The sequence below is a fragment of the Staphylococcus sp. LKG4-2 genome, from assembly GCF_050955665.1.
Taxonomy (GTDB): Bacteria; Bacillota; Bacilli; order Staphylococcales; family Staphylococcaceae; genus Staphylococcus; species Staphylococcus saprophyticus.
In genome coordinates, this window is the sequence record NZ_CP194532.1 from 1,117,291 (window position 1) to 1,143,031 (window position 25,741).

Annotated in this window: 27 protein-coding genes; 18 read left to right on the forward strand and 9 right to left on the reverse strand. The window is 32.5% G+C overall.

The genetic code is table 11. The features are described from left to right. Positions 1-12 precede the first annotated feature (12 nt). Both pmtC and pmtD read left to right on the forward strand, forming a co-directional pair. Positions 13-885, forward strand: coding sequence for a phenol-soluble modulin export ABC transporter ATP-binding protein PmtC (gene pmtC, locus ACM6UH_RS05435; protein WP_011302742.1), 873 nt, complete (start codon positions 13-15; stop codon positions 883-885). Further along, the gene (gene pmtD, locus ACM6UH_RS05440) at positions 885-1,613 is read left to right on the forward strand and encodes a phenol-soluble modulin export ABC transporter permease subunit PmtD (RefSeq protein WP_048787481.1); all 729 of its coding nucleotides are present in this window, start codon (positions 885-887) and stop codon (positions 1,611-1,613) included. Before pmtC ends, pmtD begins: the two co-directional genes overlap by 1 nt. Positions 1,614-1,694: 81 nt before the next feature. On the opposite strand, the gene ACM6UH_RS05445 is transcribed toward pmtD, so the two are convergent. Beyond that, positions 1,695-2,255: a thioredoxin family protein gene (locus tag ACM6UH_RS05445; protein ID WP_002482801.1), complete on the reverse strand. Its 561-nt coding sequence runs from the start codon at positions 2,253-2,255 to the stop codon at positions 1,695-1,697. A 206-nt stretch (positions 2,256-2,461) separates the two neighbouring features. Between ACM6UH_RS05445 and ACM6UH_RS05450 the strand changes: the two genes are divergently transcribed. The 3 genes from ACM6UH_RS05450 (at position 2,462) to ACM6UH_RS05460 (ending at position 4,412) form a co-directional block, all read left to right on the forward strand. After that, positions 2,462-2,908, forward strand: a complete 447-nt coding sequence (locus ACM6UH_RS05450; protein ID WP_156676095.1) for a hypothetical protein — start codon at positions 2,462-2,464, stop codon at positions 2,906-2,908. 95 nt (positions 2,909-3,003) lie between these two features. After that, a complete protein-coding gene (locus tag ACM6UH_RS05455) occupies positions 3,004-3,564 on the forward strand; it encodes an HAAS signaling domain-containing protein (RefSeq protein WP_011302746.1) in 561 nt (186 codons plus the stop codon). After that, positions 3,561-4,412: a DUF4097 family beta strand repeat-containing protein gene (locus tag ACM6UH_RS05460; RefSeq protein ID WP_047503239.1), complete on the forward strand. Its 852-nt coding sequence runs from the start codon at positions 3,561-3,563 to the stop codon at positions 4,410-4,412. Before ACM6UH_RS05455 ends, ACM6UH_RS05460 begins: the two co-directional genes overlap by 4 nt. A gap of 68 nt (positions 4,413-4,480) precedes the next feature. On the opposite strand, the gene ACM6UH_RS05465 is transcribed toward ACM6UH_RS05460, so the two are convergent. Further along, the gene (locus ACM6UH_RS05465) at positions 4,481-5,521 is read right to left on the reverse strand and encodes a C45 family autoproteolytic acyltransferase/hydolase (RefSeq protein ID WP_002482805.1); all 1,041 of its coding nucleotides are present in this window, start codon (positions 5,519-5,521) and stop codon (positions 4,481-4,483) included. A gap of 616 nt (positions 5,522-6,137) precedes the next feature. Between ACM6UH_RS05465 and ACM6UH_RS05470 the strand changes: the two genes are divergently transcribed. Further along, entirely contained in the window at positions 6,138-6,308 is a 171-nt protein-coding gene (locus ACM6UH_RS05470) for a hypothetical protein (RefSeq protein WP_002482806.1), read from the forward strand. 125 nt (positions 6,309-6,433) lie between these two features. On the opposite strand, the gene ACM6UH_RS05475 is transcribed toward ACM6UH_RS05470, so the two are convergent. After that, positions 6,434-6,838, reverse strand: coding sequence for a YolD-like family protein (locus ACM6UH_RS05475; protein WP_002482807.1), 405 nt, complete (start codon positions 6,836-6,838; stop codon positions 6,434-6,436). Positions 6,839-6,970: 132 nt separating this feature from the next. Between ACM6UH_RS05475 and pglS the strand changes: the two genes are divergently transcribed. Next, a complete protein-coding gene (pglS, locus tag ACM6UH_RS05480) occupies positions 6,971-8,008 on the forward strand; it encodes a 6-phosphogluconolactonase (RefSeq protein WP_047503237.1) in 1,038 nt (345 codons plus the stop codon). Positions 8,009-8,141: 133 nt separating this feature from the next. Here pglS and ACM6UH_RS05485 read toward each other — a convergent pair whose 3' ends face one another. The 4 genes from ACM6UH_RS05485 to ACM6UH_RS05500 all read right to left on the reverse strand — a co-directional run bounded on the left by ACM6UH_RS05485 (position 8,142) and on the right by ACM6UH_RS05500 (position 11,596). Next, the gene (locus ACM6UH_RS05485; RefSeq protein ID WP_011302749.1) at positions 8,142-8,234 is read right to left on the reverse strand and encodes a type I toxin-antitoxin system Fst family toxin; all 93 of its coding nucleotides are present in this window, start codon (positions 8,232-8,234) and stop codon (positions 8,142-8,144) included. 299 nt (positions 8,235-8,533) lie between these two features. Continuing rightward, on the reverse strand, positions 8,534-9,913 hold the full coding sequence (locus tag ACM6UH_RS05490) for an aldehyde dehydrogenase (RefSeq protein ID WP_047503235.1): 1,380 nt from the start codon (positions 9,911-9,913) through the stop codon (positions 8,534-8,536). A gap of 145 nt (positions 9,914-10,058) precedes the next feature. Next, the gene (locus tag ACM6UH_RS05495) at positions 10,059-10,988 is read right to left on the reverse strand and encodes a manganese-dependent inorganic pyrophosphatase (RefSeq protein WP_011302751.1); all 930 of its coding nucleotides are present in this window, start codon (positions 10,986-10,988) and stop codon (positions 10,059-10,061) included. A 56-nt stretch (positions 10,989-11,044) separates the two neighbouring features. Continuing rightward, positions 11,045-11,596, reverse strand: coding sequence for a cysteine hydrolase family protein (locus ACM6UH_RS05500; protein WP_011302752.1), 552 nt, complete (start codon positions 11,594-11,596; stop codon positions 11,045-11,047). Between the two features lie 137 nt (positions 11,597-11,733). On the opposite strand from ACM6UH_RS05500, the gene ACM6UH_RS05505 reads away from it, so the two are divergent. Both ACM6UH_RS05505 and ACM6UH_RS05510 read left to right on the forward strand, forming a co-directional pair. Then, positions 11,734-12,816, forward strand: a complete 1,083-nt coding sequence (locus tag ACM6UH_RS05505; protein WP_011302753.1) for a glycosyl hydrolase family 28-related protein — start codon at positions 11,734-11,736, stop codon at positions 12,814-12,816. Positions 12,817-12,950: 134 nt separating this feature from the next. Beyond that, positions 12,951-14,510, forward strand: coding sequence for an SLC13 family permease (locus tag ACM6UH_RS05510; protein ID WP_011302754.1), 1,560 nt, complete (start codon positions 12,951-12,953; stop codon positions 14,508-14,510). 120 nt (positions 14,511-14,630) lie between these two features. Here ACM6UH_RS05510 and ACM6UH_RS05515 read toward each other — a convergent pair whose 3' ends face one another. Together ACM6UH_RS05515 and ACM6UH_RS05520 are read right to left on the reverse strand one after the other, a co-directional pair. After that, positions 14,631-15,434, reverse strand: a complete 804-nt coding sequence (locus ACM6UH_RS05515; protein WP_011302755.1) for a prephenate dehydratase — start codon at positions 15,432-15,434, stop codon at positions 14,631-14,633. A gap of 39 nt (positions 15,435-15,473) precedes the next feature. Continuing rightward, entirely contained in the window at positions 15,474-16,538 is a 1,065-nt protein-coding gene (locus ACM6UH_RS05520) for a nitric oxide synthase oxygenase (protein WP_011302756.1), read from the reverse strand. A 223-nt stretch (positions 16,539-16,761) separates the two neighbouring features. On the opposite strand from ACM6UH_RS05520, the gene ACM6UH_RS05525 reads away from it, so the two are divergent. The 9 genes from ACM6UH_RS05525 to pcrA all read left to right on the forward strand — a co-directional run bounded on the left by ACM6UH_RS05525 (position 16,762) and on the right by pcrA (position 25,741). Then, the gene (locus tag ACM6UH_RS05525) at positions 16,762-18,231 is read left to right on the forward strand and encodes a nicotinate phosphoribosyltransferase (protein WP_011302757.1); all 1,470 of its coding nucleotides are present in this window, start codon (positions 16,762-16,764) and stop codon (positions 18,229-18,231) included. Then, positions 18,224-19,045, forward strand: a complete 822-nt coding sequence (gene nadE / locus ACM6UH_RS05530; RefSeq protein WP_011302758.1) for an ammonia-dependent NAD(+) synthetase — start codon at positions 18,224-18,226, stop codon at positions 19,043-19,045. The genes ACM6UH_RS05525 and nadE overlap by 8 nt, the downstream gene beginning before the upstream one ends. Positions 19,046-19,130: 85 nt before the next feature. Continuing rightward, on the forward strand, positions 19,131-19,709 hold the full coding sequence (locus ACM6UH_RS05535; protein WP_037538142.1) for a DUF2179 domain-containing protein: 579 nt from the start codon (positions 19,131-19,133) through the stop codon (positions 19,707-19,709). Beyond that, positions 19,706-19,894 carry an NETI motif-containing protein gene (locus tag ACM6UH_RS05540; RefSeq protein ID WP_002482819.1) on the forward strand — a complete coding sequence of 63 codons (189 nt, stop codon included), beginning with the start codon at positions 19,706-19,708 and terminating at the stop codon, positions 19,892-19,894. The genes ACM6UH_RS05535 and ACM6UH_RS05540 overlap by 4 nt, the downstream gene beginning before the upstream one ends. A 214-nt stretch (positions 19,895-20,108) precedes the next feature. Continuing rightward, entirely contained in the window at positions 20,109-21,404 is a 1,296-nt protein-coding gene (gene purB / locus ACM6UH_RS05545) for an adenylosuccinate lyase (protein WP_041079959.1), read from the forward strand. 86 nt (positions 21,405-21,490) lie between these two features. Next, positions 21,491-21,793, forward strand: coding sequence for a YerC/YecD family TrpR-related protein (locus ACM6UH_RS05550; RefSeq protein WP_002482821.1), 303 nt, complete (start codon positions 21,491-21,493; stop codon positions 21,791-21,793). Positions 21,794-22,042: 249 nt separating this feature from the next. Beyond that, positions 22,043-22,717: a M15 family metallopeptidase gene (locus tag ACM6UH_RS05555; RefSeq protein ID WP_047503222.1), complete on the forward strand. Its 675-nt coding sequence runs from the start codon at positions 22,043-22,045 to the stop codon at positions 22,715-22,717. A 118-nt stretch (positions 22,718-22,835) separates the two neighbouring features. After that, positions 22,836-23,525: a heptaprenylglyceryl phosphate synthase gene (locus ACM6UH_RS05560; RefSeq protein ID WP_011302762.1), complete on the forward strand. Its 690-nt coding sequence runs from the start codon at positions 22,836-22,838 to the stop codon at positions 23,523-23,525. Beyond that, positions 23,525-25,741 carry a DNA helicase PcrA gene (pcrA, locus tag ACM6UH_RS05565; RefSeq protein ID WP_011302763.1) on the forward strand — a complete coding sequence of 739 codons (2,217 nt, stop codon included), beginning with the start codon at positions 23,525-23,527 and terminating at the stop codon, positions 25,739-25,741. The genes ACM6UH_RS05560 and pcrA overlap by 1 nt, the downstream gene beginning before the upstream one ends.

A 25,741-nucleotide genomic window follows, 5' to 3' on the forward strand; every position in this document is an offset into this window, starting at 1 on the left:
GGAGGCGCATTTATGCAATTAAAGAATATAACAAAAACATATGGAAATAATAATGTGCTTGACCATATTGATTTTGATTTTGGTCAAAGTCAGATTGTTGGTTTGATTGGTAAAAATGGTGTCGGAAAGACAACCTTAATGAAAGTCATGAATGGAAATATTATCAATTATAAAGGAGACGTCAAATTAGGTAATAAGCAAAATGTTGGTTACTTAATTGAACATCCTAAATTGTATGATAATAAAACAGGTTTATTTAATTTAAAACTTTTTGCTAATGTCCTTGGTAATGGTTTTGATAAAAAATATGCAGATCAAATTATCGATGCATTTGGTATGAGACCCTATGTTAAAAAGAAAGTTAAAAAATACTCTATGGGTATGAAACAAAAATTGGCCATAGCAGTTTCATTAATGAATAAACCAAAGTATTTAATTTTAGATGAACCAACAAATGGTATGGATCCGGATGGTTCAATTGATGTGCTTAAAACAATACAATCGCTTGTTAAAGACTTAGATATGAAAATTTTAATTTCTAGTCATAAACTTGAAGATATTGAATTGATTTGTGATAGAGCCGTATTTTTACGTGATGGTAAGTTCGTGCAAGATGTAAATATGAAAGAGGGCACAGCATCTGATTCTACAGTCATTATATTTGAAAATGAGGATTTTGAAGCTGGATTAGCCTTCTTAAAAGAGCAATATAATGTAGTACAAACGCAAGAAGCTAGTGGCGAAGTGATTATCAATGCACAACGCAGCTATAAAAAAGTACTAAAAGGTTTAGCAAGTGAATCTGTTTTCCCTAAATTTATTGAGACGCGTAAGAGTTCGTTACGTGATACTTACTTCAATATTAATCAGAAAGGTGGCCAATAATGAATAGTTTACAACTCGTAAAATATGATATGTATAGTATTTTTAAAAGTCCATTAACTTACTTAGCGTTACTTTTAACAATTTTACCATTGATTGGTTTTACAATATTATTTGTTCGACAATCAGATGAAATGAATGGTAATACATTACTCTCTATCGGTAGTTGGTTCTTTTCAATTATGGGCTTACTATTTGTAATAAAAACAATTACGCGTGATATTTCACAAGGTACAATTCAGCTTTATATGAATAAAACATCAAGCCGTATTGGTTATGTAATAGCTAAAGTAATTTCTATCATACTTATTGCGATACTGATTACAGCAGTTCTTGTGGGATTTGTACTTATTGTGCAAGGTGTAGTTGATGGGAAGAACATTACTACTAGTAAAGCTTTTGAATTACTATGGTTCTTCTTAATGTTCCATTTATTCTTTGGTTTATTACTTTATTTATTTTCACTTATTGTGCCTAAGACAGCACTTATTTTTACACTAGGCATATTTTTAGTATTAATTGTTCCTTTCGCAGAACCATTTTTACCAATGATTCCTAAAATTGGTGATAATATTCAAGATTCATTAAAGTATATACCTTTTAGTTATTTAACTTCAAAAACAACTTCTGGGGACTATACATTCACAAATTGGCAATGGTTTATTACTTCAGCTTCAATTGTAATTTTATTTATTGTAAATATTTTCTATGTTTCTAAGAAAGATATTTAAAATAATAACCGATAAGTAAGTCAATATATAAAAGACGTATGAATTTGCGGTTAGTCTCAGCATCATTCATACGTCTTTTTACTATTTAATGATTAATTTATCTAAAATGGAGTCATATACATATTTCCAAAGTTGAGAATCTGTTTTATAACGATTCGTCATAATTTTATGTGCTTCTGCAGACTTATCTTCAAAGGTAGGATCATCTTTTGAAGGGACATCTGAACGTGTATCTTCAACAAAATGTTGAACTTGTCTAGCACGGGGACCCCAAACCGTTTCTTGTTCAAAATTATCATTAAGGAATACAAAAATAGGTATTGAACGTGCAGTACCATTTGTTAAATACTGATCAATTAAATCAGTGTTCTCATCACGATGGAAAACGCGAACTTCTAAATTTAAAGCTTCACTAATATGTTTTAAGATAGGTACATTCATCATGGCATCGCCACACCAATCTTCCGTGATAACTAACACTTTTGAATAATTTAATGATTTAATTTTTTCAATACGATCATCATTTAATGGTAAAGAGAAAGAATTGTAAATAGATAAGACATTCTCTTTGTTTTCAGTCATGACCTCGATATATTGATCAAGTGGTTGACTGTTTTTGAAATATGTTTCTAAACTTGTCATAATATTTCCCCCTTTAGCTTATTAGATATTATTATATCAATTATTTTATATGAAAGAAAATTTTAAATACTTTGAAAAGTTATGCATTTTACGACATTCTTTTAAGATGAAAGAGACTATTGTGTATGCTATATTGATTAAGTAAATGGAGTTGAAGGAAAGTGAATTTTCATAAAATAAATAAATGGCTAGTATGGAGTGTTTTTATGTTAATGGGAATAGCTACATTATTCATTGTAAGTTACATAAAAAATGAACATACTACAGATTTATCTCGTATTACCATTGATGACATGCAATTAAATGCAAAAATAGACAAAGATAAATTTATAGAAGATGACGAAATTCTTTTAAAAAAACACAATTTATACACTAAACATAATCAACCTAATTTAGTATTTAAAGTGAATAAAGGTAATTCAAAAATAAAGGGTATGACATTAATTAAAAACACTGATGTTAATACAAACTTTGGTGGGAAAATTGAAGGGAATATTCAAGATGTTGTACATCATTTAGGAAGTAGCTATAAACAAAAGAAATTACGCGATGCCTATCGTTTAATGATATATTATGATAAAGATAATCATATAAAGTTATCTATTATATACAAACATGATAAAATAAAAAAGATTGAAGTTTACTCAAAATAATAATTAAAGAATGGTGATTTTATTGGATAATTACCATTCTTTAATTTTACATAATTTAAGAAATAGACTTTAGAATTTGAATGGTGGTAGATATTTTGGATAAAATCACTTTTTTAAATGAACTTGAACAAGAGCTCGATAATTTACCTAGGGCTGAGCGAGATAAAGTGATGTATGAATATGAACAATATTTTTTTGAGCAAGAAAGTGAAGGTAAAAATGAATATCAAATTATTGGGGCTTTAGAACCACCTAAAAAAATAGGTAAAGAAATAAATGCTAGAAGTGCAATTGTATCTGCTGAATACCGGACCAATGCTAGGACAATTTTAAGAGCAATCATGGCTTCGTTAGGTATGGGCATTTTATCCTTAGTGATTATACTGATTCCAATGATATTTGTCGGTGGATTTATGTTGATATTGTTATGTGCTGCAATGGTTTTAGTTATAAGTCCGTTACTCTTAATCATACATGGATTACTGAACAGTATGTTTAGTTTGGCTATTAGTAATTATTTATTTGCATTTGCATTTAGTGGTTTAGGTATTGTCTTATTTGTAATTATTGCGAAGTTGGCTGAACTGGTGTATCGATTAATATTAAAATATTTACGCTGGAATATTAGAACGATTAAAGGAAGTGCAGAAGAATGAAGAAATTATTTTTGAGTGGTTTTAGTTTGTTCATTGTCTGTTTTCTTCTAGGATGTATAACGTGGTTTGGCTTTGAAAAACAAAATAATAAAATTAATACCATAGATAAAAACATTACTGATAAATCGATCGACTCTTTAAATATAAAAGGGATATCAACTAAAGTTAATATCACAAAAGGTGACAAATTTACAGTGCGTTACAAGGGGCAAAATAAGGTAGATATCAATCAAGAAGGTAATGAGTTAAGTGTTCATGAAACCAATGAAAAAGTAGATAAGTACGGTTTGAATTTTAATCCCTTTAGGCAGATACATGCTGAAATTAATATCACAATGCCAAGTGAAAAAATGGATGATTTGTATGTTTCTAATAGAGTTAATAAAGTGAATATACAGAACTTAGATATCGAAAGTGCTAATTTATCAATGCCTGAAACTGGTGCAGCACGTGTTTTCATTAAGAATTCATCAATTAAAAAATTAATATACAGAGGTATAAAATCCACAGTTCACTTTAATAGCAGTGAGATCTTGAACGCAGATATAAAAACTAAAAATGCCAGTATTATCGGAAAGCAATCTCTAATTAAAGATTCGGTACTATCTGCGAAACAGGGTAATATCAATTTAAGTGATATGGATATTGACTCTGCTTTTAAAGCGTCAACACAACATGGGGATATAAAGATGTCGTACAATCAAGCACCGGATAATACTTTGCTGAAATTAAACCCAGAAAAAGGGAAAGCCAACGTTAATAACAAAACTTTTGCAAATGATAGAGTAGGCGCTGGTAATCATGTATTGGAATTCTATACATTAAATGGGGATATTTATATAAATTAAATGAGCGAGTGGGATAGAAATCAAAGTATGCAAGATTTCTTAATCCCACTCTTTTTTTCCTTTTGATATTAATATGTTGCAAAGGTTAATTCGGTATCAATTTGACCTGTGAGTTCGTTTATGTTCAAAGATTCACCATTCAACCATTGTTGAAAGTCAATTTCCACAGGTGCCTTATTCTCACCTAAAGTAATATGAGCGGTTAGCGATTGAGGTTCATACATACTTGTGTGTATCGTGCCAGACCAACTTTTAAATAATTTACTGTAAATTTCAAATTCAGGGTTATTAAAAAGTTTGAAAGCATCCATTTTCCCTAATTGAGCAGGTGTTTGTTTAATTAACCTATCTAAACGCTCTGTTGATTCTTTTGTATAATTTCTATTTTCATGCGTTAATAATTTAAAGTGATTTGTACAAGTATGATCATAACGCACATCGATGGAACGTGGTGTAACTTCAATGATTGCGTGGTTTAAATATTTATCCATAACAATGTAGCTAAATGAACTTCTATGAGGTATTTCTTTTAATAATTTAATAGCTTCAGGAACATCTTTACAGTACTGTAATACAAGTCTGCCAATCATGTAGCATACAAAGCCGTCACCGGGATGTTTACGATGCATAAAATTATACCCCATTGCTAATCCAGCCTCATTCATGCCATCCATTCTACCCGTGACACGAGATGTTGGCCCAATTTGAGCTAAACCACCATCATTGGGTTGAAACAATAAATAGCGACCATCATATGTGGCAGGGTGATAATCATAATTACGTACCATATAATCGTTACCTAAATAGACAGTGCAACCGCTATTTTTCAAAGGTGTAAAGCGGTAATGGGCAAAATTTAAAATCATTTGACGTGTAGGTAAATTAAGCACTTCCTGCATACCTCTGATTTCTTCCCAGATTTGAGGTGCGTAGGTTTGAAAAATATCATAAGTCTCTTTGATGTGAATATCAAAGCGTGGCATACGTTTTTTCCATTCTTGTTCTCTATTTTTTAATAGTGGTGTATGTTGCATCCATTGTGCAGTTTGTACACCTAGGTCGAAATGTGAACCACGATGCGTTAAAATATCTGATTTTACTTTTTGCATTTCAAAATCTCCTATGTTTAAAGTGTAGTCTTACAAAATTGTAACTTTAATGTAACGTAGTGTTAATTGCATTACAGGGTACTAGACCTTATCATTAAGAATAACAACGACGACTGATTAAGGAATTATACTTTTAATGAGGTGATTGTTAATGGCTAACTATTATGATGCTATTAAAGATGCAGTATCCACTTGGTGGAGATAAATCAAATTACGATGGGAGTGAGCCTGATATATTCAGATCACTCTTTTTTGTTTAAACCACCTTCAATGATAGTGATAGCGCAAATTTCTATCAATTAAGCATAATCACTGGAATGTTTATGAATCTATATATATTAAAAGCAAAACAAGTTTGAATTTTTTCATGTTCATGATTATGTTTAAATGCTTATAAACGTAATACGCATGTTTATCTGAATATTAAAGTAGTAAGAACCTTTGGTAGATAACAATTTTTTTATGTTTTGTTGAAGCATTAATACAATAATATCATAAAATTACGACTTTCATATGTTGATTTAAATTAATGAAAAGTGGGTATATATTTATTGATGTAATCAAATATGCTATCATTAATAATAGTGATGTTAATAATTTATTGAGGTGAAACAGAATGTGGAATTTTATTAAAGGTTTATTTAAATTTGTATTCGGTACAATCCTAACTGTATCATTAGCAGCAGGCATTGGTGCAGTTGTATTTGCTTATATTTTCAAAAAAGACTTTGAAGATATCGAAAGCAAAACAAAAGAAATTATTTCAGATATCGAATCTAATAATTAATTGATTGAAAATGAATAGGTTTTTTACTTTGAACTGTCGATAACATTATCGACAGTTTTTTATGCTATTCATATCGCTTGTATGCCCTATAGAATACTTGACTATGCTTAAATATGGTTGGCTAACTAGTTATCTATCGTGATTTTTGTAATATCAAAAAGGGACAATTTGATTGTGTTTGAAGTTTTTAAAAGGTATCCTTCTAAAAACATTTGCGTCATATCTATATTTTTAATTTTAACAGTTATATTTTCTAGCCATCCGTCTTTATAATATTCAATATGTACAAAAGTATCTGAATGTAAGGCTTGATGGAGTTGTAAATTAAGTTCGTTTAGCTGGTCATCTGACAGTATTGGACGATCAATTTTATTTTGATCTATTAAATATTGTTGAATACTTTCGAATTGTTCAGGTAAAGTAGCAAAGGGCGCCCATTTGACCATGCCACGGCCTTGCGGTATGTTGGGATTCAACTGTTCTCTAGGTATTTTTCTATAATCTGTTTCTTGATTCTTGTAGTCATTCACTTATTATCACTCCAATCAGTATATATCCATTATACGAACATACGTTCTATTTTTCAAGTGGTTAAATCATTATATTGTCTTTTGCCCAAAATCTTTATTAAAATATGAGTATAATAATATGGAGGGGTTTACATGACGACAACAGGTTATATTGGAACATATACAAAAAAAGAAGGTAAAGGGGTTTACCGATTCCAACTAGATGAAGAAACTGGCAAGATAACGGAAGTTAAAACAGGTTATGAACTAGAAGCATCAACATATGTAAATCAACATAATCATTTTTTATATGCTGTAACTAAAGAAGGCGATGATTGTGGTATTGCTAGTTTGAAAATAGAGTCAGATGGTACATTAAGTCTGATTAACAAATGTCTAGCGTCAACTGCTGGAAATGGTTGCTATGTATCTGCATCACCGGATGGAAAATATATATTCGAAGCAATTTATGGTGCTGGTTTAGCAAGAATTTATGAAGCAAATCCAGAAACAGGAGAAATTGTTCGTCTAATACAAGAATTAGCGCATGATTATCCAACTGGTCCTTCTGAAAGACAAGAGCAACCACATGTCCATTATCTCAACACAACACCAGATGAAAAATATGTTGTGGCAATGGATCTAGGTACAGATAAAGTGATTACGTACGAATATGGAGATGACGGTTTAAAAGTATACGATACTATAGATTTTGAGCCTGGAGATGGCCCAAGACATATTACGTTCCATGAAAATGGAAAACATGCTTACGTTGTACATGAGTTATCAAATATCGTAAGTACTTTAAAATATGAGAATGGTCATTTTACTGAAATCGAAAGACATTTAACAATTCCAGAAAACTTTGATGGTGATACTAAATTGGCAGCAGTGAGAATATCGCATGATCAAAATTTCTTATATATAAGTAATCGCGGTCATGATAGTCTTGCTATATTTAAAGTAGGAGACGAGGGTGCAACAATTTCATTAGTAGACATCGTTAAAAGTGGTGGAGAATTTCCACGTGACTTCAATATAACTGAATCTGATGATTATTTAGTTTGTGCACACCAAGAAGGCGATTATGCTCTGACCGTTTTTAAACGTGATAAAGTTACTGGAAACATAGAAATCGTTGATAATCAAGAAACGGCACCAGAAGGTGTTTGTGTACAGTTTCTAAGATAATATACTTTGCATTTTTATTATGAATGGTGTTATAATGCAGTTAACAAATAGTGTACTAACATGATAAACACCGAGCCCGGTAGCTACTACGAATAGCTATCGGGCTCTTTTTGGTGTATTGGCACTGCCGTCGTCAGTCACGATTATTCAGCCAATAAGAAAATAATGTGACAATAACACCTACTACGATAGGTGCTATAAACGTTACAAATAGTGTAATGCACATGATGTCACCTCCTTCCATGCTAAAATCAGCACAGAAGTAGAACGACGACTTTTCAATTATATCATTTGTAGCATCTTAACCATAGAAGATAAAAGGGGATGTTTGTTTAAAATTGTCGATGACATAAAATAGGAAAGTAATCATGAAATAGAAAATAATATGCTTAAGAACATCCAGGCCAATACTTAAGTAGTGACTATATAACATAAATGAGAGTGGAACAGAAATTATAAAATAAAGATTTCTGTTCCACTCTCATTAGCTACAGTTTATAGCCCAAGCCTATAAAAAGGTGTTTATTATTTATTGAAAAATGTTTTAATATACTTAAATTTTCCTTTGTAAGGTGGAAAGAGTAGGCTTGACTCTAATCGAGTTGATTTAAATATATAAGATTTATCATGACTGAATGTGTCAAAACTAAATTTGCCGTGATATTGACCAATACCGGAAGCACCAACACCACCGAATGGTAAGTTTGGATTTGCTAATTGCATCAATGTATCGTTGATAGCACCGCCACCAAAAGAAATTTCATTTAGAACACGTTCTGTTGCGTTTTCATCTTCACTGAATAGGTAAAGGCTGAGTGGCTTGGGTTTCGTATGAATTAAATCAATCGCTTCATCAAAATCGTCATAAGTAATAATTGGTAGTATAGGACCGAAAATTTCACCTTCCATAATTTTATCATTAAATGTAATACCATCTAATAAAGTAGGTCCGATATAGTTTTCAGCTGAATCAGAATGGCCACCAAAAACAATTTCCGATTTGTGTACACCTAATAAATCGTTTAAACGGTCAAAATGCGTTTGATTTACGATACGTCCAAAGTCAGGACTTGCTTGTATTTCTTTACCATAAAATTCTGTTATTGTATTTTTTAAAGCTTTAATCAAGTCTTCTTTGACTTTATGGTTTACAAGAACATAATCTGGAGCGACACATGTTTGGCCAGCATTAGTGAATTTACCAAAACTGATGCGTTCACTAGCGACTTTGATATTAGCGGTTTCGTCTACGATGACAGGTGATTTGCCACCTAATTCTAAAGTGACAGGTGTTAAATTGGTACTTGCTGCTTGATAAACAATTCTTCCAACGCGTTCGCTTCCGGTGAAAAAGATATAATCGAAGGGTAAATGAATCAGTGACTGTGTAGTATCGGCGTCACCTTGGCAAATACTGATGTATTCAGGGTCGAACACATCTTCAATAATATTTTTTACAACTGCTGACACATGTGGCGTGAATTCCGAAGGTTTAATGATTACAGTATTGCCTGCAGCTATAGCACCTATAAGCGGTTCAATAAGCAATTGGAATGGATAGTTAAATGGCCCAATAATTAGTACTGTGCCATATGGTTCTTTAACAATATAACTTTTGGTAGGAAACATATAAAGCGGTGTATTAACCTGTTTCTTTTTAGCCCAGTTTTTTAATTCTTTACGAGCCGTTTTGATATTTTTTAAAGTAAAGCCGATTTCTGTTGCATAGGCTTCTACTTTGTTTTTACCTAAATCTTCTTGAAAAGCATTTAATAATGCATCTTCATGATTTTTAATACTTTTGCTTAGGAGCTTTAGTTGTTTTTTTCTGAATTTAAGATCCTTGGTCGCATGTGTATTAAAATATTGTTTACTATTATGGAAAGTTTGTTCTATTGAATTCAAATGTATTCCTCCTAGTACGAATGGGTGTCCAATATACTTATATTGATAAAAAACTGGAACATATCAACTATGTCCCAGTATAATGAATTGTAAAAACTTAATATGTTGAATAAATTGTACGAAGTGTTGTGTTAATAAAGATGTATTACTTCGTTAATGCTTCTGTAATTTGTGGTACAACTTGTTTTTTACGTGAAACGACACCTGGTAAGAAGGCAGTATTATTATCAAGTGTTACATTGAAGGCAACGCCGACTTTATCTTTTTCGGCGCCAACAACAAGAATTTTAGAATCACTATTAATAATGTCAGTAACAACTAATACAAATAAATCATATTTTTCATTGGCGCTTACTTCAAGCATTTCTTTTTCTAATTCTTCTTGGCGTGCAAATACTTCATCAATATCTACTGTATTTACTTGACCAATACGTGTAACAAAATCTCCCATATTAAATGATTTTGCGTCCATAGATAAAATATCAGAAACAGATTTATCTTTTGTAGAAGCACCAGCTTTTAACATTTCTAAGCCATATGATTCTAAATCAACATTAGCAATTGATTTTAATGCTTCTGCAGCTTGTACATCTTGCTCAGTACAAGTAGGTGATTTGAATAATAGACTATCTGAAATAATTGCAGATATCATTAAACCAGCAATTTCAGGTTTGATTTCAAATCCACGTTCTTTATACATTTTGTATAAAATTGTTGCAGTACAGCCAACTGGTTCAGCACGGTAATATAAAGGTGCTGCAGTTTCAAAGTTAGCTATTCTGTGATGATCGACAACGTGTTGAACAGCTGCATCAGCAATTGAATCAGCACTTTGTTGGAATTCATTATGGTCAACTAAAATGACATTTTGATCGGCTAAATCATCATTTAGTAACTCTGGTGCAGTTACATTAAAATGATCTAAAGCGTATTGTGTTTCAGGGCCTACTTCGCCTAAACGGTATGCAGTAGCCTCAGCATTACCTGTTTGTTGTTCAAAATCTGCCATGATAATAGCAGATGAAATTGCATCTGTATCTGGATTTTTATGTCCGAAAATATAAGTTTTTGCCATATCTAAATTCTCCTTATTTTAAGTAGTTAATGTTATTCTAGCATGATTTCGCATTGTTATTCTACTTCAGCACCTAGTGAATTTTTAAAATGATCTAATGCCCACTCGTGACCTGAAGGATTAAAGGAAGCGACACCTCTATGTGAAATGGAAATACCATATCCTAAGTTGTATGCGCTGATTGCAGTATGGAGTACACAAATATCCGTACAAACGCCAACGATTTCTAAATGATTAATATTTCGCTCACGCAACATTAAGTCTAAAGGTGTACCGCAAAATGAATCATAACGTGTTTTATCTAAATAGTGGATATGATCGTTAAATAAAATATTTTGATAAATATCATTTACTTTACCATAAAGTTCACGACCAAATGTACCGATGATATTATGTGGTGGAAACAACTTACTTTCAGGATGATATTTATTTTCTTCATAATGCAAATCCATCATAAAAAAGATATCAGATTGCTTTTTGTTATAAACTTCGATTCTTTCCACTATGTAGCTTTCAATTTGTTGACCTGGAAGTCCACAAGTTAATTTTCCATTTTCAGCTACAAAATCATTTGAATAGTCTACTACAATTAACGCACTTTTTTTCATATTATGGTTACACTCCCAATATTAAATATAATAGTAATTATATACTAAGATGATAAATCATTAAAGATATAGTAAACGCGTTTAAAAAAACATATTTATGTTAATTATTAAGTAATAACGATGAAAGGAACTGGCCTATGATTATTAATGCAAAACAATTTGGTTTAAAAGGGGAACACAAATGGGCAGATACACGTGCAATGCAAAAAGCACTCAATTATGCAAAGAAAAATAAAGGAACAACGATATATGTGCCTCAAGGAGAATATCATATTCGCAAGCCGCTTGTGATATATGAGGCAACAACATTACTTTTAGATGATAAAGCAATTTTAAAAAGATGCGGTAAAGATACATTATTGAAAAACGGACGTCGTTTTAAATCGTATTATGGTTATAACGGAAATAGTCATATTCATATAGCAGGTGGCACGTTTGATATGAATGGGTACGACTACCCTTATAATAATACGACGATGTGCATGGGACATGCATGTGACGTTCAAATTGTGGATGTTACTTTTAAAGATGTGGTTGGAGGACATTGTTTGGATGCATGTGGAGTGAACGGTTTGTACATCAATCAATGCAAGTTCTTAGGTTTCAATGATCCGGATGGCACAAGATTTTTTTCTGAAGCGGTGCAGTTAGATATACAAGTTTCAGGTGCTTTTCCAAAATTTGGTGCAACTGATGGGACAATTACGAAGAATGTCATAATAGAAAATTGCTATTTTGGTAATTCAGAAACACCCGGTATGCAACCTTGGAACCGAGCAATTGGTTCTCATGCAAGCCGTTATCATAAATACTATGACAATATTCATATTCGCTATAATGTTTTTGAAAATATGAAACAATATGCACTCACACCATTGAAAAATAAAAATACGTATATTCACCATAATGTTTTTAAAAATTGTGAGGGCGGTATACGCTTTTTAGCTGTAAAAGATGGGAAAAATGCGAAAGATATGAAAGGTAATGAAAGGGGGACACAAGCAGGAAACAATTTAAATATTTTCCAAAATCAATTTATAGGAGAAATGCGTAAAGAAGCTATACGTATTCAAAGTTATAATAATATCAAACATGAAAATATCGTTATAGCAAAAAATGAATTTGATCATGAGTCACAAAGCGTGTATTTAAAGGATATCAAACATCTTTACATATCTAACGAAGCCGATATCAGATTCAAAAAAGTAAATATAGATTGATTATCATTTGTAAATTGAATAATAAATAATGGTGATGTAAACGATTTAAAATTATAAACCAATTTGAAATATATTATGTTATACTCTAATGAATTATTGTGAATATTCTGATAATAATTTAAAGGGGGAGCTTGATGAATAATTTAAATAAAGGGGATATGAGAAGGTCGCAGTATTTGATGTTTTTCTCAAATAAAAAAGAGAATAAATCTTATAATGTTGGTCAATTAGTAGGGTTAATTTTAGGTCCTTTGCTCTTTGTACTAACATTGTTGTTATTTCAACCTGACAATTTATCTGATAAAGGTGTATTTGTCTTAGCTATCACATTATGGATTGCCACTTGGTGGATTACCGAAGCGATTCCAATTGCTGCTACAAGTTTATTACCTTTGATATTACTTCCAGTTGGTCATGTGCTCAATCCAGAAGAAGTATCTGCTCAATATGGTAATGACATTATTTTCTTATTTTTAGGGGGCTTTATTCTAGCTATTGCAATGGAAAGGTGGAATCTACATACTCGGGTAGCGCTCCGAATCATTAATACATTAGGTACGAGTACAGGAAGAATATTATTAGGCTTTATGATAGCAACCGGTTTTTTATCCATGTTTGTTTCGAACACTGCAGCGGTTATGATTATGATACCTATTGGTTTAGCAATTATTAAAGAAGCAAATGAATTGAAACACGGAGATACAAAACCTGAAAGTATTTCTAAATTTGAGCAAGCATTAGTCTTAGCGATAGGTTATGCGGGTACGATTGGTGGTTTAGGTACATTAATTGGAACACCACCATTAATTATATTAAAGGGGCAATATCAATCAGCTTTTGGTGAAGAAATTAGCTTTGCAAAATGGATGATTATTGGTGTACCAACAGTCATCGTCTTACTGTTTTTAGTTTGGATATATATTCGTTACATTGCGTTTAAACATGATATGAAAACATTGCCAGGTGGGCAAGATTTAATTAGAAAAAAATTAAGTGAACTTGGAAAAATGAAATATGAAGAGAAAGTAGTATTGATTGTATTTTTACTTGCTAGTTTTTTATGGATAACACGAGAATTTTTATTAAAGCATTGGACATTCACTTCAGAAGTTGCTGATGGGACGATTGCCATGTTTATATCTGTCTTATTATTCTTAATTCCTGCTAAAAATAAAGAAAAGCATAAACGTATTATAGACTGGGAAGTAGCTAAGGATTTACCATGGGGAGTATTAATTTTGTTTGGTGGCGGTTTAGCACTAGCAAAAGGTATCTCAGAAAGTGGTTTAGCGAATTGGCTAGGAGAACAATTAAAGTTAATTGAAGGTGTCAGCCCATTGGTTATTGTGCTTGTAATTACAATTTTTGTCTTATTCTTAACTGAAATCACATCCAATACAGCTACAGCTACAATGATATTACCGATCTTAGCCACATTATCTGTCGCAGTTAATGTGCACCCATTGTTACTCATGGTTCCTGCTGCTATGGCAGCAAATTGTGCATATATGTTACCAGTAGGAACGCCTCCGAATGCCATTGTATTTGGCACTGGCAAAATCAGTATCAAAAAAATGGCATCGGTTGGTTTTTGGGTGAATTTATTAAGTATTGTCGTAATCGTGTTGGTTGTATACTTCTTAGTGCCACCTGTTTTAGGTATAGATGTTACACAACCATTGCCATTGAAATAAAAGAAGCGTTTGTAACAAAACTTTGTTACAAACGCTTCTTTTCATATTCAACATGATAACAAGATGAAGTTTTGCTATGAAAACATCTAAACAGTTGTATGGGACAGTTACTAGCAAGAATTAATTGAGTTTATTAAAGGTACCTATAATCGTGACTTGAAAGTCTAAAGTATTAAGTATCTTTATCACTTTTGAAAGGTCTTCGGAAATAGGTGTGTCTGCTTGAACGAAAAAGTGATACATACCTAATTGCGTTTTTAATGGACGAGATTCAATCCAAGACAAGTTAATATTAAATAATACAAACGTATTTAATATACTGGCTAATAGACCTGGTTTATCAAATTTCGGTGTAATTAATAACATCGTGTCGGTTGCTTGTTCGATGTGTTTTGGTTGATTACTGACGACTAGGAAACGAGTGACGTTATGTGGATAATCTTCAATATTTTGTGCAATTGATGTATAGCCATAAGCTTCACCGCTACCTAAAGGTGCGATTGCACCAACATTTTGTGAAATTTTATCTAAACTTTTAATTGTACTGTCTACATAAGCAATATCAAATCCATGCGCTTGTATATATTGGCTGGTTTGACTAATAGCAGGCCCAATTGAGTATACTGTTGAAATATCATTTACGGTTGCGTTTTCTGAACCATATAAAGCAAATTGTATATCTAAATGAAGTTCACTTTGTGCATATATATTCTGTTGTGTTAATGCGTCGGCTACGATATTAATCGTACCTTCTATTGAATTTTCTATAGGCACAACAGCAATACTTTGACTATCTTCTGAAACAGATGCGACGACTTCGTATAAATTAGATTTTGGAACAAATTCAATTTCTGATTCTGATTTATATTGTGTCGCAGCTAAATAAGAAAATGTGCCCTTTGGTCCTAAATAATAAAGTTTCATGTAATGTAACCCCTTGTTTATCTAAATATAGTGAATCATTTAATGGAATGGACAACCTGAGTCTTCGGTTTTTTTATAAAAGAAATTAGGTTCTTTCATCACATTTTTGTATCCGTGATGATAATTGGGCACCAATGTGGGAGACAAAGAGGGTGCTAACCAAGACCATTTACCAGTAACTTCTCTATCGTGTTTCGTTTCATTCATTTCGAATCTTTCAAATTGTTTAGATGCTGTTAAATGATCGACGATAGAGACGCCAGCATTTTTAAAAGAATGATACACAGCATCGTTTAATTCAACCAATGCACGATCTTTATTGAAAGAATTATTTTTAAGTGTATCAAATTCAAATGCTTCTGCAACACTTTCTAACAAATTATAGCGATAGACATCAGTAAAATTACGAACGGCAATTTCATTTACCATATACCAACCGTTAAATGGCGCAGTAGGATAAGTGATGCCACCAATTTTTAAATCCATACTTGAAATAATAGGGACGGCATACCATTTTAAACCGAGTTGTTGCAGTTTGGGAAATCTGTCATGTGTAATAGATACTTCTTTAATTAAATTTTTAGGGTATTCATGATATTTTATTTTGCTATTCGGCATTTTGTAAATTAAGGGCAAAATATCAAAATGTGTATACTGACCTTGCCATCCAAGATGTTGTGCTAATTTGGTAATCTTTTTCTCAGCTGGATCTCCACATGTTTCGTACCCTGCGTATCTAATTAATTGATTGTTATAAATTTGCGGGGGGTTATCTTTTGAGAAAATTGTGATGTAAGGTTTGATTCTTCCATTATTAGTCGCAATGTCAATATGGTTTTCAATTGCTTCTATAAATTCATCTTCACTTTGTATGTGTCTTGCATCAGACACAGTTAAAGAATCCCAAAAAAATCGTCCGATACAACGATTGGAATTTCTCCATGCCATTTTGGCTCCATAATTCAATTCTTCAAATGTATGCTCATAAGTGCCAGTAGAAAGGATAGCTGACTCAATTTCAGCAATTCGTTCTGTTATTTTATTTTTATCATAATTTAATTCATTATACATGGTTTCTATAAAAGACTTAGCTTCATTTAGCATTAAAAACACCTCATAAATATTATATATCATTTTTAAATTTATAAAATGATAAAACATATAACTGTCATGACTTTGTCGTTAACCATGTCACATTTTAAACAAATTTTAAATAAATAACTGATATCTTTACTTCTATTTTGAATTCGTAAATCAGTCCTATTTAAAGTGCTAACAATACTTCATTTATGCTAAAATGATGGAAAAGCTGATTGGAGAGATGGTTGTGTACCAATATGAAGATGATACATTAGTGTTGCATAATGATTTATATCAAATAAATATGGCAGAAAGTTATTGGGATGATGGGATCCATGAGCGTATGGCAGTGTTTGATCTATATTTTAGAAGTATGCCATTCGATAGTGGGTATGCAGTGTTTAATGGATTAAAACGTGTTATCGAATATATTAATAGTTTTCATTTTTCAAAGTCAGATATTGAATATTTAAAATCAATAGGGTATCAAGACGACTTCTTAAATTATTTGAAAAACTTGAGTTTTACTGGAAGCATACGTTCAATGCAAGAAGGAGAACTTTGCTTTGGAAATGAGCCATTGCTTAGAGTAGAAGCACCACTCATCCAAGCTCAATTGATAGAAACAATGCTTTTAAATATTGTTAATTTTCATACATTAATTACGACAAAAGCAAGCAGAATTAGACAAGTTGCACATGATGATATGTTAATGGAATTTGGTACGCGCCGAGCGCAAGAAGCAGATGCAGCATTGTGGGGAGCTAGAGCTGCATATATAGGAGGCTTTAACTCAACTAGTAATGTACGCGCTGGTAAGTTATTTGGGATACCTGTTTCAGGGACGCATGCGCATGCGATGGTTCAAACATATGGTGATGAATACATAGCATTCAAAAAGTATGCTGAGAGACATCAAGATTGTGTGTTTCTAGTAGATACCTTCCATACATTAAAATCTGGTGTGCCAACAGCGATTAAAGTTGCTAAAGAATTAGGCGATAAGATTAATTTTGTTGGTATTCGACTAGATTCAGGTGATATTGCCTACCTCTCAAAAGAAGCACGACGTATGTTAGACGAAGCAGGATTTACTGATGCAAAAATTATTGCATCTAATGACTTAGATGAACAAACGATTACGAGTTTAAAATCGCAGGGCGCTAGAGTAGACTCTTGGGGTGTAGGAACTAAATTAATCACGGGTTACGATCAACCAGCATTAGGTGCTGTTTATAAACTCGTTGCTGTAGAAGACAGTGATGGATCATACGTTGACCGCATTAAGTTATCAAATAATGCAGAAAAAGTAACGACACCAGGTAAGAAAAAGGTGTATCGCATAATTAATAAAAAAACGAATAAGGCAGAAGGAGATTACATTACTTTAGAACATGAAGATCCATACGATGAATCGCCTTTGAAATTATTCCACCCAGTACACACATATAAAATGAAATTCATAAAATCATTTATTGCTAAAGACTTACATCATGACATCTTCATAGATGGAGAACTTGTATATGATTTACCAAATGAAAATGAAGCACAAGCCTATTTGAAAGATAGTCTCGCATATTTATGGGACGAGAATAAACGTCACTTAAACCCACAGGAATATCCGGTTGATTTAAGTACGTTATGTTGGGAAAATAAACACAAACGTATCTTTGAAGTTGCAGAACATGTTAAAGAGATGGAGGAAGAAAATGAGTAATTTACAAGATATAGTTGTGAAAGAAATGAAAGTGAAACCATCGGTTGAAAGTAAAAGTGAAACACGACATATTATCCAATTTATAAAAAACTATGTTCAATCGCATTCGTTTATTAAATCTTTAACACTAGGTATTTCTGGTGGTCAAGATTCAACTTTAGCAGGTAAATTATGTCAATTAGCAGTAAACGAACTGAAAGAGGACGGCAATGATTGTGAATTTATAGCTGTTAAACTCCCTTATGGTGAGCAAAAAGATGCTGCAGAAGTAGAAGATGCGTTAACTTATATCCAACCAGACAAAATTATAACTGTAAATATTAAACCAGCTGTGGATCAAAGTATTCAGTCGTTGAAAGAAGCTGGTGTGAATCTAACAGATTTTCAAAAAGGCAATGAAAAAGCAAGAGAACGGATGAAAGTTCAATTTTCTATTGCTTCTAAACAAAAAGGGATTGTCGTTGGTACAGATCATTCCGCTGAAAATGTCACAGGCTTTTACACAAAATATGGAGATGGGGCTGCAGACATTGCACCTTTATTTGGTTTGAATAAGCGCCAGGGTAAACAGCTCTTAGCGTATTTAGCAGCGCCTAAGCATTTGTATGAAAAAACGCCAACCGCTGATTTGGAAGATGACAAACCACAATTGCCTGATGAAGAAGCATTGGGTGTAAGTTATGATGATATTGATGATTATCTAGAAGGCAAATCTGTATCAAGTGAATCTAAAGAAATAATAGAAAATCATTATATAAAAAATGCGCATAAACGAGAATTAGCTTATACAAGATACACATGGCCTAAAAATTAATTTAATTCCGATAACTTTTTAGTGACAAACGAAATCATAGTTGATAAAATTACTTGAATTTAATGTAAGAGAAAGGAAAATGGTCATGTCAGTAATAACATCTAATCCATGGTTAATGGTTTTAGCAATTTTTATTATAAACGTTGCTTATGTGACGTGTCTTACAATGAGAACAATCTTAACACTTAAAGGATATCGCTATGTAGCTGCTATTGTCAGTTTCTTAGAAGTACTTGTATATGTTGTTGGATTAGGTATGGTCATGTCTAGTTTAGATCAAATTCAAAATGTGTTCGCATACGCTTTTGGATTTTCAATTGGTATCATAGTAGGCATGAAGATAGAAGAAAAACTTGCGCTTGGCTACACAGTTGTAAATGTGACATCATCAGAATACGAGTTAGACTTACCGAGACAATTAAGAGATTTAGGTTATGGTGTAACCCACAATACAGCATATGGTCGAGATGGCAAACGCTTAATATTACAAATTTTAACGCCAAGACGTTTCGAATTTAAATTAATTGATACCATTAAGCAAATCGATGAAAAAGCATTTATTGTGGCATATGAACCACGTCAAATACACGGTGGTTTCTGGGCGAAAGGTGTTAGAAGTAAAAAACTTAAGCAATACGATACGGATGAAGTTGAAAGTATATGAAAAAACAGCAAAAATTTAAAGTCGCAGATAACGAGACGATTCAAGATTGCTTACAACGTATGCGTGAAGCGGGGTATGCGCCGGTCAAACGGTTCGAAAAGCCAATTTATAAAGAGAATAAAGATGGCAGTTTAGAAGTATTGAAGCAAGAAATTGAATTTGTAGGAAAAATGATAGAGCAATAATTTATGAACCGTTATGGATCATCGTATCCGTAGCGGTTATTTTTGGAATGTGTAAATATTTTATAAAGATGACTTAAAAGCCTTATACTTTTTAATATAATTCTGTTAAACTATTACTGAAAAGGTAAACACGAACTTTTAGTCTGAATTATTTATTAATGTACATGTTTTAATGGAATCAAACTAAATTTATGTATGATAGGAGCTTATTTCAATGATTGAACGTTATTCTAGAGAAGAAATGTCTAATATTTGGACGGATCAAAATCGCTATGAGGCATGGTTAGAGGTAGAGATACTTGCATGTGAAGCATGGAGCAAATTAGGTGATATTCCAGCTGAAGATGTTAAGAAAATACGTGAAAATGCTAAAGTAGACGTCGCTCGCGCACAAGAAATTGAACAAGAAACACGTCATGATGTAGTTGCGTTTACAAGACAAGTTTCTGAAACATTAGGTGAAGAGCGCAAGTGGGTCCATTATGGTTTAACTTCAACAGATGTAGTTGATACTGCATTAAGTTACGTCATCAAACAAGCAAATGAAATTATTGAAAAAGACTTGGAACGTTTTATTGATGTATTAGCACAAAAAGCGAAAGACTATAAATATACTTTGATGATGGGACGTACACACGGTGTTCATGCTGAACCAACTACTTTCGGTGTGAAAATGGCCTTATGGTATACAGAAATGAAACGTAATTTAGAACGTTTTAAACAAGTAAGAAAAGAGATTGAAGTTGGTAAAATGAGCGGGGCAGTTGGTACATTTGCGAACATTCCTCCAGAAATTGAAGCCTATGTGTGTGAGCATTTAGGATTAGATGCCGCACCAGTGTCTACGCAGACACTACAACGTGATCGTCACGCATATTATGTTGCAACATTAGCTTTAATTAGCACTTCAATGGAAAAATTTGCTGTAGAAATTCGTAATTTACAAAAAACAGAAACACGTGAAGTAGAAGAAGCATTTGCAAAAGGTCAAAAAGGTTCATCTGCCATGCCACATAAACGTAATCCGATTGGTTCAGAAAATATCACTGGTATTGCACGTGTAATCAGAGGATACGTTACAACAGCATATGAAAACGTGCCATTATGGCATGAAAGAGATATTTCTCATTCATCTGCAGAACGAATTATGTTACCAGATGTAACCATTGCATTAGATTATGGACTGAATAGGTTTACAAATATTGTAGAAAGACTAACTGTCTTCGAAGATAATATGTTAGCGAATATAGATAAAACATTTGGTTTAATATACTCTCAACGCGTATTATTAGCATTGATTAACAAAGGTTTGGCACGTGAAGCTGCATATGATAAAGTACAACCAAAGGCTATGGAATCTTGGGAAACAAAAACACCATTTAGAACTTTAATTGAAGAAGATGCAACAATTACAGACTTACTAACAAAAGAAGATTTAGATGAGTGTTTCAATCCAAAGCATCATCTAAATCAAGTGGATACAATTTTCCAAAGAGCTGGTTTAGAATAATAAAATTTTTCAAGTGAAATCGTTACACTTTAATGTACTAATACGTTAAAATAAGATTATATTGAAAAATACAGGGGTTGTTTTAAATGCAAATAGAAAAACTTAGAGGAAAAGCATTAGATGAACTGTTCGATGCAATATTGACACTTGAAAATAGAGAAGAGTGTTATGAATTCTTTGATGATTTATGTACAGTGAACGAAATCCAATCATTATCACAACGATTACAAGTTGCAAAAATGATTAAACAAGGTTACACATATGCAACCATCGAACAAGAATCAGGTGCATCAACAGCGACAATTTCTCGTGTGAAGAGATCACTACAATGGGGTAATGATGCTTACACGATGATTCTTGATCGTATGAATATAGAAACGGCCGATTAATGATTTAAACCATAAATTTTATCGAATGACGACTAGGTATAGTAACCAAAGTCGTCATTTTTTTATACTAATGATGGATTTGATTTTAAAATATGAGATATTATAACGATGTGATTGTCTGGCATTTTGTATTATTTTTGCGGTTTATAACATTGAAGAAGGGTAATGAAATATGTAGCAGACATTTATGAAAATGGGATTCCATTTTAAAATAGGCGATGGTTTTTATAGAATGAAAGGAAGAGATCTATGTCAAAAAAAGTGATGCTTTTTCTGTTCACTTTAGTATGTTTATGTCTTATTGTTATTTTTATTATGATTCTATCAGCTAATAATTTTAAACCAACTAATGACAATATTGTTAAACCCAAGAATGCCTTACCACTCAAATATGAAAACAATGGTGTAACTTATGTCAATGGTCATGTCATTGTGAATAAACAACTTGCACTTCCGGCGAAATATAAACCAGGCGAAAATAAAATAGCTAAAAAGCAACTAAACAAATTATTGAAGCAAGCAGAAAAAAGAAATTTAGATTTGACCATGACAAGTGGATATAGAAATTTTGAGAATCAAGAAAAAGTGGTAGATACTTTTGTTGAGAAGGATGGTAAGCAAAAGACAACTAAATATGCTGCTAAACCTGGACATTCTGAACACCAAACAGGTTTAGCATTTGATGTAGGAACAAGCCAACCATTAAATGATTTTCATACAGATTTTGAAAAAACTAAAGAAGCACAATGGTTAGCTAAACATGCAGCCAATTATGGTTTTATTATTAGGTATCCTAAGAACCAATCAAAACAAACTGGCTATGCTTATGAACCATGGCATTTAAGGTATGTAGGACCTCAATTGGCAAAAACAATCAATGAGAAAAATACAAATTTAGAAAGCTATTACCATCTTAATAAGTAATATCAAGATGATGCAAAATCACCTCAGAAATTTGGGGTGATTTTTTCTTCAGTATTTTAGAACTCGAGACATAAAAATGATATAATCATATGTATGCTAAAAGAAGGAGAAACATATCATGACTGACATGAATAAGTGGAGACATATTTTTAAATTGGACCCCGCAAAGCCCATCAGTGACGAAGATTTAATGAAAATTTGTACATCAGATACGGACGCAATTATGATTGGTGGAACGGATGACATCACTGAAGAAAATGTTGCGCACTTAATGCATAAAGTTAAATGTTATTCATTACCAATAGTACTTGAAATATCTAATCTTGAAAGTGTTGTACCTGGCTTTGACTTATATTTTATTCCAACTGTTTTAAACAGTAGAGATGTAAAATACCATAATGGTTTATTACTAGAAGCGTTAAAGTCATATGGTACATTGATAGATTTTAATGAAGTTGTGTTCGAAGGATATGTGGTACTTAATCCAGATTGCAAGGTAGCCAAATTAACGCAAGCTGACACGATGATAGATGATGAAGATATTGAAGCTTATGCACAAATGATCAATGATATGTATCAATTACCAGTTATGTATATAGAGTATAGTGGTGTGTATGGCGAAACTAACTTGGTAAAGGCAGCAGCAGACATGTTAACGGAAACACAATTATTTTATGGTGGCGGTATTAGTAACTACGAAGAAGCAGAAATGATGGCTTCTATTGCAGATACAATCATTGTCGGAAATATTATATACGAAGATATAAACAAAGCACTAAAAACAGTTAAAGTAAAGGAGACACATTAATGAATGCATTAGTAAACAAGATGAATGATGAACAGAGTCAAGCAGTACGTACGACAGAGGGGCCACTACTAATTATGGCAGGTGCCGGCTCAGGTAAAACACGTGTGTTAACCCATCGTATCGCATACTTGCTAGATGAAAAAGACGTGTCTCCGTATAACGTCTTAGCGATTACTTTTACTAATAAAGCAGCAAAAGAAATGAAAGCACGTGTTGAAACATTAGTTGGAGAACAAGCTCAGGTATTGTGGATGTCTACATTCCACTCAATGTGCGTGAGGATTTTGAGAAGAGATGCAGACCGTATTGGTATAGAACGTAACTTTACAATTATTGATCCAACTGACCAAAAATCAGTGATTAAAGATGTACTGAAAAATGAAAATATAGATAGTAAAAAATTCGAACCTAGAATGTTTATCGGGGCGATAAGTAACCTTAAAAATGAATTGAAAACACCTGAGGATGCACAAAAAGAAGCAAATGACTATCATGAACAAATGGTTGCAACCGTTTATAAAGGTTATCAAAGACAATTATCTAGAAATGAAGCACTTGATTTTGATGATTTGATCATGGTGACGATTCGATTATTCGAACGTGTACCAGATGTATTAGATTATTATCAAAATAAATTTCAATACATTCATGTCGATGAATATCAAGATACGAATAAAGCACAATATACTTTAGTTAAATTACTTGCCGCTAAATTTAAAAATTTATGCGTTGTTGGAGATTCAGATCAATCAATTTATGGTTGGCGTGGTGCAGATATCCAAAATATTCTTTCTTTTGAAGAAGATTATCCAGAAGCCAAAACGATTTTCTTAGAACAAAATTATCGTTCTACAAAAAATATATTAAATGCAGCGAATGAAGTCATTAAAAATAATTCAGAACGTAAACCGAAAGGGTTATGGACTGGTAATACGAGTGGCGATAAAATTCATTACTATGAAGCTACGACTGAGCGAGATGAAGCTGAATACGTCGTGCGTGAAATTATGAAACACCAAAGAAATGGTAAAAAGTATCAAGATATGGCCATTTTATATCGTACAAACGCACAATCACGTGTACTTGAAGAAACATTTATGAAATCGAACTTACCGTATACTATGGTTGGTGGTCAAAAGTTCTATGACAGAAAAGAAATTAAAGACTTATTAAGTTACTTACGTATTATTGCAAATAGTAATGATGACATTAGTTTACGTCGAGTAATCAATATTCCTAAACGCGGCATCGGTCCATCATCTGTAGATAAAATTCAAGCATATGCGGCACAAAATGATTTAAGTATGTTTGATGCATTAGCAGAGGTTGATTTTATAGGACTATCTAAAAAAGTGACGCAAGAATGTATTAGTTTTTATGATGTTATGCAAAATTTAATTAAACAACAAGAATTTCTTGAAATTACAGAGATTGTAGAAGAAGTATTGACTAAGACAGGCTATAGAGACATGTTAGAACGTGAACAAACGCTCGAATCTAGAAGTAGATTAGAAAATATCGATGAATTTATGTCTGTACCTAAAGATTATGAAGAAAACACACCCTTAGAAGAGCAATCGCTAATTAACTTTTTAACTGATTTATCACTGGTTGCTGATATTGATGATGCTCAAATTGAAGATGGTATTACGCTCATGACGATGCACTCTGCCAAAGGTCTTGAGTTTCCAATTGTATTTATAATGGGTATGGAAGAATCTTTATTCCCACATATCAGAGCGATTAAGAGTGATGATGAACATGAAATGCAGGAAGAAAGACGTATTTGTTACGTTGCAATAACACGTGCTGAGGAGACCTTATACTTAACACATGCAACATCTAGAATGTTATTTGGTCGTCCTCAATCCAATATGCCTTCGAGATTTTTAAGAGAAATTCCTGAAGATTTATTGGAAAATGAATCTAAAGGTAAATCAAAATCTCAAGCACAGGCAACGAGCAATCGTTTCCAGAATGCTACCAAACAACCTGCTAAACGAGCGCATAGCCAACGTGCTACTGCAACAAAACAAAAGCAATCAGCTACCAATTGGAATGTTGGTGATAAAGTAATGCATAAGTCATGGGGCGAAGGCATGGTAAGTAATGTAAAAGAAAAAAATGGTTCTGTCGAATTAGATATTATCTTTAAATCTGAAGGACCAAAACGCTTGCTAGCACAATTTGCACCTATTGAAAAAAAGGGGGAGTAA